This window comes from Mucilaginibacter sp. 14171R-50 (genome assembly GCF_010093045.1).
Taxonomy (GTDB): domain Bacteria; phylum Bacteroidota; class Bacteroidia; order Sphingobacteriales; family Sphingobacteriaceae; genus Mucilaginibacter.
Window position 1 is genome coordinate 990,715 of record NZ_CP048115.1, and the last position, 12,768, is coordinate 1,003,482.

Below are 12,768 nucleotides of genomic sequence, written 5' to 3' on the forward strand. Positions count from 1 at the left end.
CATTATGCCGTTTACAGTAACATCCGTTTAAATGATATCGAATTTGTTTTTATAACGGTGTTTGGCTTTAATTGCTGTGCCTTACGGCCCTGTTAGCAAAACCCCGCACTACAATTATTATAAATTGGTGCTTTCAAAATTTGATGTACGGGAATGCATAATTTACTGCTTTATAATATTTATAATCAGTTCCTGTAAAGGTCACTTTTATATTTTTTCTTAAATCAATATCTATTTGTTCTATTTCTACAGGAGTGATGAGTGTATTTTCTTGTAATGTATAACTTATATTGGCAGTTGAACCGTCAGTCTCAAAAATGAAAATTATTCCTAGCTTCTCATTTTTCTCATGCAAAGCCTGCCTTTTGTTTTTTAGGTTACCATAAACTATATCGTTTACCTGTTCAATATTCAAATGTATATCAGATTTTAAAACTTTAAATTGATAATTGTTGAATGAAGGCGGAACTGGTCCTTTGTATTTATTTTTCTCTGGAAATATAAACCATGATCTTTGATTATTTGTTAATATCTGAGATTTAGTTATTGTAAATGTTTCTTTCTTAAATGTTTTTTTTCCGACAGAAAATTTTGTTTGTGCACAGCCTGCTATGCTATAAAACAGGAGAATCAAAAAAATAAAATATGGCTTTTTCATTAGTTGCAATTTGTTTGGTTAAATAAATTAATCAATGCTTTAGGGTCTAAATTGATAATTGGTCCGCTTAGCGGATTGTTTGGTAAATTATTAAATTGGTTTAAAAAAGAGGTATATTGCTCTATAAAATTGTTATAATCAGTTGTGCCTGATGTTAACTTGGGATATGAAGTAAAGTCATTTGTTAATCCTGCTAACCAATTTCGATAGCTGGTTTGCTGTTCAGGCGTTCCGTTTTGAAATGCCACAACTTCATTATTTACTATATCGCTAAATACGGCTTGCTCAAATTCGATATTTGAAAACCCTGGAGATGCTATTCCGGTGGATGAATTTTTCCCGTAACCCGCAGTCCCACCCGGATAATACAGGTCTTGATAGCCATGAAACATTTCATGCTGTAATATATCGGCACGTGTGGCGGCATAATCTGTTGTAAAAGAAATACTTTTATCAGTTGGACTATAACTTGCACTGCCATATCCAGTTTTAATGCAAAAGGTGTATCCGGAACCATCTTGATCAATAATTTTATAAAGTGTGGCATTTGCACAATTTGCGCTCTTAAATTCCGCTATGGTGTTTTCAATTGTGGCTTTTTGCTGTGTAGTAATATCATCACAAAATTTAATAGTATCCTGTACGTTTATCACACAGCTGCCCTGATCGCCGCCCTGCACTAACCTGACCGCCTTTTTGCCGTTGATGGTAAGCGGTTCAAGAATAATGGGCGGGGTGGGGTTTCCACCGGGTGGCGGGTTGGTTCCGGGAGGTGCCGGGCTTGATCCTGGTGGACATGGCGGACTGTACCCGCCGCTACTATCGTCGCCCTGCCCGGGGCAATAGGTAACATCCTGTGTAAATAACAGCACCTCCGGGTCGCAATATTCAAGCACATCCGAACTTGAATAATAGCAGGTCTGTTCGTATATGCCGATCGTCCGCACCTCGCATCCGCCGGGTGCCGGCAATTTTAAAATTTGTGGCCCGGTTGGTTCTTCAACTGCAGGGGGCTCTCTACGACTGGCAAACGTTATTTCGCCGTTTTGATAAGCATTGCCATTTACAAATAATCCCTGTAAGGTGGTATAAAATATATTGCCGCTAAAGTTCCGCGGCACGGCCATATAATGCACATTGTTAATGTTTACCCCCGGCTCGCCATGTATTTGCATTAAAGCGGCAACCAATTCGCCGTTACGCTTATTCTTTAGGATCAGCAGACGGGTCAGTCCGTTAATATTGCTGGTGCCATCAGTAGTAAAAAGTATTTTACGGGCGTACTGTGCCGGCGCTTCTACCACGTAATAATTGGTATCTACTGCGGTACGGGCGCTATCCCAAAGCGGAGTAAAATCGGCTATCTTACTCAAAAAAGATGTTTCGGAGTTAAGTTTTATTTTGTTTGCCAGCGCAGTTTTGTTGCCAGCAAACCAGCTTTTTGCTTCGTTAACAGAAAGATGGGGGTTTGCTTCCGCAATATTAGCCTGTTGCCCTGCAAGCTGGATATCTTTACGGCAACTGTTTATAACCAAAGCCATTGCCAATATTAAAATGGAGCACCAAACGGCTGTAATAAAACGGATAGGAGTAGGTTTTTTCATTTACTTGAGATGTGATAATATAGGTTAGGTTTTTAACGGCAACTATTGATTTGTCGTTATGCACAAGATATTAATAAATTTTGAAATAGCAATATTCCTGTCTTTCAAGCGTTGAAAGGAATGTTTTGCCATGCTGCACAGCGCAAAATAGGCCATCATTAAACACTTGTAAATCAGAAAACTAATTTTTACATTTGCATACCAGTTAATTTAACTATTCCCCCGCGAAACTATACATGCGATACATCATCTTAGTATTTCTTTGCGTTATCACCCTTTCGGCATCTGCCCAATGGTACCGCCTCGATTTTAAAAAGCACAAAAGATATCCGCTGATAGCGCAGGTTAAAGACCATTCGCTAAAAAAATTCCTGGCTGCTAAAACGCCTGCTTACAATCCTCAAAAACTTGCTTTGGTAGTTATTCCGCCCAGCCAGTTCAGCCTGCAAATAAATGAGCGTATAGTAATGCGCGCCGCGCAGCATAACATGCGTTTCCGCGAGTATGCCCAGGCCAGCTATAAGTTCAGTGAGTTAGCGCAGATATATGTTTCGCAGAACCGCCTTTCGGAGGCTAAGTGGTATTACCTGCAAAGCATCCTTATTTCAAAACAACAAAACGATTTTAAACACACCATTGATAACTTGGTTAGCCTGGCTTTGATCAAGGCAGACCTGGGCGATATTACGCAGGCCCAGCAGGACCTTACCGAAGCGCGCGACCTGGCGCGCAATACCGGCCGCAATGCCGACGTTAAGATGATTGAAGGAAAGATAAAATTTGTGCAAAATAACAAAGTGTGGCTGCCAAAATCCGAACTGCGATATGCTGAAGCTGTTGACGTTACGGCTAAATCAAAATAACGGCCTGTTTTTTGTAACATTTGCGTAAAATGCCGCTCATATAATAAAAACAAACCAACATTATTGTATAATTGTTATTCAATATATTAGCGGGACGGCTTTGTGGCTGTCTCTTTTTTTATTGTATAAATTAAAACAGGCACAAGTATTGATGTTTCACACAGGCCCCAATTTAAATAGTGTAAAAGATATGTTCAAGAAATTATATTTATTGCTGGTATTAGCTGCTGCTTTTGCCTGCAACGCTGCTCCGTCTAAACCAAACTACAAGCACGCCGGACCTAACGACCTGCAGCCTGACGAACAGCAAAGTGTTGTACTAAAATATGTGGCGGGCCTTATATCGCAATATAATTATAAAAAGGTGCCCTTAAACGACTCCCTGTCGGCCGTTATATACGACCGTTATATCAAAAAGCTTGATGAGAACCACAACTATCTTCTCGCATCGGATATAAAAGAATTCGAACAATTTAAAACCACAATGGACGATGACATCAAGGCCGGTAACCTCGCCAATGTTTTCTACATATTTAATGTATTTCAAAAGCGTTATACCGAATACGTGAACTTCTCGGTGTCGCAGCTTAGTAAAAACTTCGATTTTACCAAAAACGAGACATTTACTTACGACCGCGACAAACTACCCTGGGCGGCATCCGAGGAAGAGGTGCACAACCTTTGGGCGCAGCGCGTAAAGTATGATCTGCTTAACCTTAAACTAACCGGCAAAGATGCAGGCACCATTAAGGAAACGCTGAAAAAGCGTTATACCAATATCTTGTCGCAATCAAACAAGCTTTCAAACCAGGATGTTTTCCAGGCGTTTATGGATGCCTTTACCGAAGCCATTGACCCGCATACCAATTACTTTACCCCCGCGCTTGCCGCCAACTTCAATATCGATATGTCGCGCTCTTTAGAGGGTATCGGCGCATCGTTGTTAAGCGAAAATGAATATGTGACCATTAAAAGCGTTACACCCGGCGGCCCTGCCGATAAAAGCAAACAAGTAAATACCGACGACCGCATTGTGGCCGTGGCACAAGGCAAAACAGGCGAATTTCAGGATATAGTAGGCTGGAGGATAGATAACGCCATAGCCCTGATACGCGGTGCAAAAGGCACTACCGTACGCCTGCAATTACTGGCAAAAGGCAGCCCGGTTACAGCAAAGCCAAGGATAGTAGAACTTGTGCGCGAAAAAATAATTCTGAAGGATATCTCTGCGAAAAAGGAGATCCGTACGTATAACAACAATGGCAAATCCGTTAAAATCGGGGTGATCTCTATCCCGGCCTTTTACCTTGATTTCGCCGATTATAAAGCAGGCAACCCTAATTATAAAAGCACCACGCGCGATGTAAAGCTGATATTAGACACTTTAAAACGCGAAAATGTGGATGGTGTAGTGATCGACCTGCGCCAAAATGGTGGGGGGTCGTTAATGGAAGCCATCGAACTGACCGGCCTGTTCATTAAAACAGGCCCGGTAGTGCAGGTAAGGGACCCTCGCGACCAGGTAGACGTTGATAAGGACGAGGACCCGGCGATAGCTTACTCGGGCCCGCTTGCTGTATTGGTTGACCGTTTTAGCGCGTCTGCGTCAGAAATCTTCTCAGGAGCGATACAAGATTACGGCCGCGGCCTGATATTGGGTACCCAAACTTACGGCAAAGGTTCGGTACAAAACGCTATCGATCTGGATAAGGTAATAACCCCCAGCTTAAAGGATAAATTGTTGGCAATGGCCGGCAAAGCCAAAACCGTTGCTACAGGTAGCCAAAATAAGTTTGGCCAGTTAAACTTAACCGTTGCCAAATTTTACCGCATAAGTGGTAACTCTACCCAGCATAAAGGCGTTATACCGGATATCTCGTTCCCGTCGGTTATCCCTTTGGATAAATATGGCGAAGATACTGAGCCCTCGGCTATGCCTTTTGATGTGATCCAAAAAAGCGATTACAGCCCTGTGGGCAGTTTTGCAACCGTAATTCCGCAGCTAAAAAAACTGCACGACGACCGGATGGCTGCCAGCCCAAGCTATAAATATTTGCTGGAAGACATAGAAGATTCAAAAAAACAGGCCGAAGAAAAAAGCGTGACGCTTAACGAACAAAAGCTGAAACAGGAACGCGATGCCGACGAGAAAAAAACATTTGAACAAAACAACCTGCGCCGTATAGCTTTAGGGCTGCCCGCGCTGAAAAAAGGCCAGGCAAAACCTAAAAATGAGGACATGGATTTTCTACAAAAGGAAGCCGGCCAGATCCTGACAGATTACCTTACGCTGGGGAGTAAATTTACCAGCGTTAAACCTACAGGTACTTTTTAAAATACTTTAATGCTAATAAAAAATGACGCGTATCCCGCGTCATTTTTTTTGCCCTTTTTTTTGCCGCCTTACCGGCAAATAATTTACACAATTATGTAAAACTAACCTTTAAATGTAAGTATATTTGTTTGACTAATAATTAGTATGACAACTAAAAAATTTGATAGTTACTCTTACCTGCTCGATCGTACGGCAAAGCGGGTAAAGGGGTATGCACAGCAAAAGTTTGCAACAGGTAATTTTGATATAACCGTTGACCAATGGCTGGTTTTGAAAAGCCTGGATAACGACCGGTACCTTAAACAAAAGGAGCTGGCAGAGCTTACCGGGAAAGACAACCCAACGCTAACCCGCATTATCGACCTGCTTTGTAAAAAAGGACTTACCGAGCGCCTCATGCATAAGAACGACCGGCGCAGCTTTACCGTTCACCTTACACCAGCAGGCAAGGCAAAGTTGTTGGAATTATTGCCGAAAGTGACCGAGATACGCATGAAAGCCTGGGAAAACCTTACCGAGCAGGATTACGAGCAGTTGAAAACGATATTAAACAAGATTTATCAAAACTTAGGAACAGAATAACATGATAACTACAGATATAGGCATTATAGGCGCCGGCCCAACCGGCATGTTTGCGGTTTTTGAAGCGGGGCTGTTAAAAATGCATTGCCACTTAATTGATTCGCTGCCACAGGCGGGTGGGCAATTGTCAGAGATCTATCCTCAGAAACCCATTTATGATATACCGGGTTATCCGGCTATTAACGCGCAGGAACTGGTAGATAAGCTATCAGAACAAATAGCGCCGTTCCATCCCGGCTATACGCTTGGCGAGCGGGTGGAGACCTTGCAAAAGCTGGATAACGGCAGCTGGCTTATCGGCACTAACGAAGGAACACAGATAAGTTGTAAGGCGGTGGTTATTGCAGGTGGCCTGGGATGCTTTGAGCCCCGGAAGCCTGAGGTGGACCGCCTTGCCGAGTTTGAGGGCAAAGGGGTGATGTACGCGGTACGCAACCCCGAAATGTTCAGAGACCGTAACATTGTAATAGCGGGCGGCGGCGACTCGGCTTTAGACTGGACTATCTTTTTGGCCAATGTAGCAAAAAAGGTAACCCTGGTACACCGCGGTGATACATTCAGGGGCGCGCCTGATGCCGCCGAAAAGGTAGCAGAACTTGCGCGCACAGGCGCGATAGACCTGGTGCTTAAATCGCGCGTGGTGGCGCTGGATGGTGCAGGGCATCTGGAACAGGTAACTATTACCGGTCCCGGTGGTGATAACCGAAACCTGCAGGCCGATAATTTTATTCCATTGTTTGGTTTAAGCCCCAAATTAGGCCCTATAGAAGACTGGGGCTTAAATATCGACAGATCGGCTATTGAGGTGAATACATTTGATTACAGCACCAATATCGACGGCATATTTGCCATTGGCGACATCAACACCTACCCCGGCAAGCTAAAGCTGATACTTTGTGGTTTCCATGAAGCGGCGTTGATGGCGCAAAGTGCGTTCAAGTACGTTTACCCCGATCAGCGGCTTACTTTTAAATACACAACCGTTTATGGCATAACCGAACTGGCATGATCAACTTTATAGTAGAAGACAGAAACGGCGTGCAACAGCCGATAGAGATTCCGGAGGGTATCAGTCTGAGCCTGATGGAGGTGTTAAAAGGCAGCGACTACCCTATACTTGCAACCTGCGGTGGTATGGCGCTTTGTGCAACGTGCAGAGTAGAGGTACTTAAAGGACTGGAACAATTGCCCGAGCCCGGCGACGAGGAGCTTGATATATTGGATACCCTGCCCTTTGTTGACGAAAGCAGCCGTTTGTCATGCCAGTTGCGTGTAAATGAAACTCTGGAAGGCTGCCTGTTTAGGATCCCGGAGGAAGATTAACCGTAGAGACGCGATACTTCGCGTCTTTTTTTATTGGTGAGATTTTTTACCCACAGAGTGCACGGAGTAGAGCTCATTCCTCTTTGGTTAATTAACCGACTATCTGGCAGCAAACCAATCCCCTTCCCATTGGTTATTAAAAAACTATGGCCAAACCATTGCTGGAGTTTACCGACAGGGGCATTTACTGCGAGCAGGGGAAATTTTACATTGACCCCTGGAAACCTGTAGACGATGCTGTAATAACCCATGCTCATGCAGACCACGCTTACTGGGGCCATAAAAATTACCTGGCGCACCATCTGTCGAAAGAAGTGTTGCTTTACCGCCTGGGCGAGATAAACCTGCGCACCATCGGGTACGGCGAAACCGTAACCAAAAACGGTGTGCATATCGCTATGTATCCGGCAGGGCACGTTATAGGTTCGGCGCAGATACGGGTGGAATACAAAGGCGTGGTTTGGGTGGTATCCGGCGACTACAAGACGGACGACGATGGTATCTCGACCCCATTCGAGCCGGTTAAATGTCATCACTTCATTTCGGAGTGTACTTTTGGCATGCCCGTTTATTCATGGAAGCCGCAGTCCGAGATCTTTACCGATGTAAACAATTGGTGGCGCACCAATGTCGCAAACGGCGTGGCTACGGTTATCGTCGGTTATTCATTGGGCAAAGCGCAGCGCATCCTGCAAAACCTGGATCTGGATATTGGCAAAGTGTACACCCATGGGGTGATCGAGAATACCAACGAAGCCCTGCGCCGAAACGGTGTGATATTGAATCCAACGGAAAGGATCACATCAGAATCATCAAAAGAAGAGGTACGTAAAGGCATTATACTTGCCCCGCCATCATCGGTAGGTACCCCATGGATGCGTAAGTTTGGCCCCTATAGTTTTGGTTATTGCAGCGGATGGATGGCCCTGCGCGGTGCCAAGCGCCGTCGCGCGGCCGACAGGGGGTTCATCATGTCTGATCATGCCGACTGGAACGGTTTGGTAAGCGCTATTGATGCCACCGGCTGCGAATGTGTTTACCTTACCCATGGTTACACAGCATCTTTCACCAGATATTTAAATGAGATAGGGTTTAACGCCCGCGAAGTGCATACGCTTTATGGCGGCGAGGAAGAGGAAGAAGCCTCTTCCCAGCCTTCTCCGGAGGAGAGGGAGCCATTAGTGGAAAATAAAGATGATAACACGTCCCAAGTCCTCTCCTTTGGAGAGGATTTAGGTGAGGCCGGAGGGGCTGCCATATGAAAGCTTTCGCCCAACTCTTTCTCTCGTTAGACGAAACCAACAAAACCAACGAAAAGGTTCAGGTTTTAAAAGATTACTTTACTAACGTACCCGATACCGATAAAATGCACATGCTGGCGCTGTTTACCGGCAGGCGGCCAAAACGGCCTATCAATTCAACCCTTATCCGTAACTGGGCTATCGAGGCCTCAAACATCCCCCAATGGCTTTTTGAAGAAAGCTACCAGGTGGTGGGCGACCTGGCCGAAACCATGTCGCTGCTGATGCCCGAGAGCCAGAACAGCAGCAGTAAAACGTTAACCGAATGGATGGCCGAAATAAACCAGGTGGGCAGTAAAACCGAAGAAGAAAAAAAGCTGTGGCTGATGGATTCGTGGGCGATGCTTGACAGGCAGGAGCGCTTTGTGTTTAACAAATTGCTTACGGGCAGCTTCCGCATTGGTGTATCAAGCAATTTGGTGGTGAAGGCCCTTGCAGATATTACCGGTATTGAAGCCCCCGCGCTCACTCACCGCATTATGGGTAGCTGGATGCCCGAAGATTACACTTACGAACAATTGGTACAGGAACAGGATGCTGCGGATAATATATCGCGGCCATACCCTTTCTTTTTGGCTTACCCGATACAGGAAACATCTGAAAAACGAAAATCTGCAGAGGACGTGGGTAATGCTTTAGGTGAAGCGGCCGACTGGCAGGCCGAGTGGAAATGGGACGGGATACGGGCGCAAATGATAAAGCGGGGCGGCGAAATTTTTATCTGGAGCCGTGGCGAAGACCTGGCGACAGAGAAATTCCCGGAGTTGCACCCTTTTTTAAGTGCCCTGCCTGACGGCACCGTTTTGGATGGTGAGATACTGAGCTTTCAGAACGGGCTACCGATGCCTTTTAATGTATTGCAAACCCGTATAGGCCGTAAAAACCTGAGCAAAAAAATACTGGCCGACAGTCCGGTAGCTACTATTGTTTATGATTGCCTGGAATATAACGGCGAAGATATCCGGCATAAAACACAAGCCGAACGCCGGGAGGTACTGGAAAAGCTGCAAAGCGGAACGGCATTCCCTGAAGTATTCCGCATCTCATCACTTATTGATTTTAACAGCTGGGAAGAGCTGGAAAAAACGCGGGAGCAATCGCGCGCGATGATCGCGGAAGGCATTATGCTGAAACGGAAAAGCGCCGCATACCAGGTTGGCCGTCGGCGTGGCGACTGGTGGAAATGGAAGATCGACCCGCTATCGGTTGACGCGGTAATGATATATGCCCAAAAAGGACACGGCCGCCGTGCCGATCTGTATACCGATTATACCTTTGCCGTTTGGGACGGCGATAAGCTGGTGCCCTTTGCCAAAGCCTACAGCGGCCTTACCGATGCCGAGATAAATAAGGTTGATTATTTTGTAAAACGCAATACGCTCGAAAAGTTTGGCCCGGTGCGCACCGTAAAACCCGAACTTGTTTTCGAAATAGGCTTTGAAGGCATTAACAGGTCTACCCGGCATAAGTCGGGCATCGCGCTGCGTTTCCCGAGGATACTCAGGTGGCGGCATGATAAACCAAAAGAGGAAGCCGATACCCTGGATAGTTTAAAGGACCTGTTAGGCGATTGATGGCTTTTGAAATCCGCCTTTTAATGCGGTGGCAGAGAAAATATTATCTTTACTTATGCAACATCCCGAAGCCAATCCCTGGAAAATAACTGCTGAAAAAGAGATCTATGATAACCCGTGGATAAACGTTACCGAGTACCAGGTAATCAACCCATCGGGTAACCCCGGCATTTATGGCCAGGTACATTATAAAAATATCGCCATCGGCATTTTGCCTTTGGATGATGATATGAACACCTACCTGGTGGGTCAGTACCGTTTCACCTTAAATCAATACAGCTGGGAACTGCCCGAGGGGGGCGGCATGATCGGCGTTGACCCGCTGGAATCGGCAAAACGCGAACTGCTGGAAGAAACCGGCTTAAAAGCGTCGGGCTGGACAGAGATACAACGAATGCACCTGTCCAACTCTGTTAGCGATGAGCTTTGCATTTTGTACATTGCCCGCGGCCTGGAACAGTGTGAGGCCGAACCCGAAGACACTGAGCAACTGATCGTAAAAAAAGTACCGTTTGATGAAGTTTACGAAATGGTTTGTAAAGGAGAGATAACTGATTCGCTGGCGGTGGCGGCCGTATTAAAAGCCCGTTTAATGCAGTTAGAGAACACTTTGTAATATCCCGATTATCAAATCCTCAAAAAAACTTTAAATTTGCGGGGCTGATGAAAAAGTTTTTAGGCTATTTCCTGTCCCCGTTTGCAACTTTAGCATTCTTTTTGGTGCTGGTGATCTTTCACCCCTTACAGTGGCTAAGCCTGAAACTTGGGGGATACCAGGCGCATAAGCGGTGCGTAGATATCCTGAACTTCTTTTTGCTCCATACCTTTTATATTTTGGGCAACAGGGTTATCTTCATTAACAAGCAAAACCTGCCGGTTGGCAGGCCTATTATATTTATTGCCAATCACCAAAGCCTCTTCGATATCCCGCCCATGATATATTATCTGCGCCGTTACCACGCAAAGTTTATATCAAAGATAGAGTTAACTAAAGGTATACCATCCATATCATTTAACTTAAAGCATGGCGGCGGTGCCAATATCGACAGGAAAGACCCGCGACAGTCGATCACAGAACTGGTGAAGTTGGGCACCCGTATGAAAGAGAATAACTGGGGCGCGATGATCTTCCCCGAGGGGACACGCTCGCAAGATGGCAGGGTAAAACCTTTTCAATCGGCAGGGGTAGCCACACTGTTAAAAAAATGCCCCAACGCGCTCTTAGTACCTGTGGCTATTACCGACTCGTGGAAGATGATACGTTACGGGTTATACCCCTTAAATACCTTTACGCCCATGAAATGGGAAGTGCTTGAACCGATAGAGCCCGGCGCCACTCCCGTTGAGGAATTGGTGAAGTCAGCAGAAGAAAAGATAAGGGCGATAGTAGACCCGCAACATTCATAACGCCTTTTCAATCCTTCGCACCCAGCTTCTCCAAACAATTGTTTTTTAAAAATATGGTGGCGCTATTTTGTCAGTAGCAAAAAACGAAACCGTTGATTATCAGGCGTTCATAAATGTTCACGGTGTTCACGTGCACCGAACGTGAACACCTGATGAAACTTTGCCTGCTTATTATTCGGTATCCGCGGCAAATGTATTGCCCTGTTTAATATCACCGGTTTCGTAGCCTTTTTTAAACCAGTACATGCGCTGGGCGCTGGTACCGTGCGTAAAGCTATCGGGGTGCACTTCGCCCTGGTATTCCTTTTGCAAACGGTCGTCGCCGATCTGGTGGGCGGCGTTCAGGGCTTCTTCGATGTCGCCGGGATCAAGCACATTTTTCAGGTTTTTCTCGTAATACGCCCAAACGCCGGCATAAAAATCGGCCTGCAGCTCCAGCTTCACCGAAAGCTTATTGTAATCTTCCTGGCTTAACTGATTACGGGCTTCTTCCATCTTGGCCGATAACCCAAGCAGATCCTGCACGTGATGACCCACCTCATGGGCTATTACATAAGCCTGGGCAAAATCTCCCGCGGCGCCAAACTTTTCGGACAGCTCATTAAAAAACGAAAGGTCGAGGTACACCTTCTGGTCGCCGGGGCAATAAAACGGACCGGTTTCGGCGCCGGCTTGCCCGCAGGCGGTGTTTACGGCGGCTTCAAAAAAATGCAGGGTAGGCTCCTGGTAGGTTTTTCCCATATCGGCAAAAAGCTTGTTCCATACATCCTCGGTATCCGCAAAAACAACTTTGGCAAATTTCTTTTCTTTGGTGTCAGGGATGGCCTGCTGGTTGTTTTCCTGCGGTGCGCCGCCGCTCTGCATCCCGTTAAGTACCGCAGACGGGTCTATACCCGTAAAAAAATATATAGCTGCAGCTATGATGCCTACCACACCGCCGCCAAGGGCCAGCCCACGGCCACCGCTGCTGCTACCGTCTTCTGTATTACTGCTTTCGCGCCTGCCAAACCATTGCATAATTGTCGGGATTAATTTAGCTTTTAAACAGCGTTAACATCTAAAGGTTTGCTGCGGGGCTGTAAAGGTTATGATGAATGTAAAAAGTTGTAAATAAAAAAGGT

At 45.8% G+C, this 12,768-nt stretch carries 12 protein-coding genes; 9 read left to right on the top strand and 3 right to left on the bottom strand.

Features of this window, described 5'->3' with window-relative positions; genetic code table 11:
• Positions 1-133 precede the first annotated feature (133 nt).
• Complete coding sequence (locus GWR56_RS04465; RefSeq protein ID WP_162429960.1) at positions 134-658, bottom strand: hypothetical protein; 525 nt, start codon at positions 656-658, stop codon at positions 134-136.
• On the bottom strand, positions 658-2,262 hold the full coding sequence (locus GWR56_RS04470; protein WP_162429961.1) for a hypothetical protein: 1,605 nt from the start codon (positions 2,260-2,262) through the stop codon (positions 658-660). The genes GWR56_RS04465 and GWR56_RS04470 overlap by 1 nt, the downstream gene beginning before the upstream one ends.
• Positions 2,263-2,498: 236 nt before the next feature.
• On the opposite strand from GWR56_RS04470, the gene GWR56_RS04475 reads away from it, so the two are divergent.
• The 9 genes from GWR56_RS04475 to GWR56_RS04515 all read left to right on the top strand — a co-directional run bounded on the left by GWR56_RS04475 (position 2,499) and on the right by GWR56_RS04515 (position 11,647).
• Positions 2,499-3,125, top strand: coding sequence for a hypothetical protein (locus GWR56_RS04475; RefSeq protein WP_162429962.1), 627 nt, complete (start codon positions 2,499-2,501; stop codon positions 3,123-3,125).
• Positions 3,126-3,315: 190 nt separating this feature from the next.
• Positions 3,316-5,460: a carboxy terminal-processing peptidase gene (locus GWR56_RS04480; protein WP_162429963.1), complete on the top strand. Its 2,145-nt coding sequence runs from the start codon at positions 3,316-3,318 to the stop codon at positions 5,458-5,460.
• A 144-nt stretch (positions 5,461-5,604) separates the two neighbouring features.
• Positions 5,605-6,042 (top strand): MarR family winged helix-turn-helix transcriptional regulator, encoded by a 438-nt coding sequence (locus tag GWR56_RS04485; RefSeq protein WP_162429964.1) that lies wholly within the window; start codon positions 5,605-5,607, stop codon positions 6,040-6,042.
• A 1-nt stretch (position 6,043) separates the two neighbouring features.
• A complete protein-coding gene (locus GWR56_RS04490; RefSeq protein WP_162429965.1) occupies positions 6,044-7,051 on the top strand; it encodes an NAD(P)/FAD-dependent oxidoreductase in 1,008 nt (335 codons plus the stop codon).
• Positions 7,048-7,365, top strand: a complete 318-nt coding sequence (locus tag GWR56_RS04495) for a 2Fe-2S iron-sulfur cluster-binding protein (protein WP_162429966.1) — start codon at positions 7,048-7,050, stop codon at positions 7,363-7,365. The genes GWR56_RS04490 and GWR56_RS04495 overlap by 4 nt, the downstream gene beginning before the upstream one ends.
• A gap of 146 nt (positions 7,366-7,511) precedes the next feature.
• A complete protein-coding gene (locus GWR56_RS04500; RefSeq protein WP_162429967.1) occupies positions 7,512-8,627 on the top strand; it encodes a ligase-associated DNA damage response exonuclease in 1,116 nt (371 codons plus the stop codon).
• Complete coding sequence (locus GWR56_RS04505; RefSeq protein ID WP_162429968.1) at positions 8,624-10,240, top strand: ATP-dependent DNA ligase; 1,617 nt, start codon at positions 8,624-8,626, stop codon at positions 10,238-10,240. The genes GWR56_RS04500 and GWR56_RS04505 overlap by 4 nt, the downstream gene beginning before the upstream one ends.
• A 55-nt stretch (positions 10,241-10,295) precedes the next feature.
• Positions 10,296-10,856 (top strand): NUDIX hydrolase, encoded by a 561-nt coding sequence (locus GWR56_RS04510; protein ID WP_162429969.1) that lies wholly within the window; start codon positions 10,296-10,298, stop codon positions 10,854-10,856.
• A gap of 47 nt (positions 10,857-10,903) precedes the next feature.
• A complete protein-coding gene (locus tag GWR56_RS04515) occupies positions 10,904-11,647 on the top strand; it encodes a lysophospholipid acyltransferase family protein (protein ID WP_162429970.1) in 744 nt (247 codons plus the stop codon).
• A gap of 171 nt (positions 11,648-11,818) precedes the next feature.
• Here GWR56_RS04515 and GWR56_RS04520 read toward each other — a convergent pair whose 3' ends face one another.
• The gene (locus GWR56_RS04520) at positions 11,819-12,664 is read right to left on the bottom strand and encodes a neutral zinc metallopeptidase (RefSeq protein WP_162429971.1); all 846 of its coding nucleotides are present in this window, start codon (positions 12,662-12,664) and stop codon (positions 11,819-11,821) included.
• Positions 12,665-12,768: the final 104 nt, after the last annotated feature.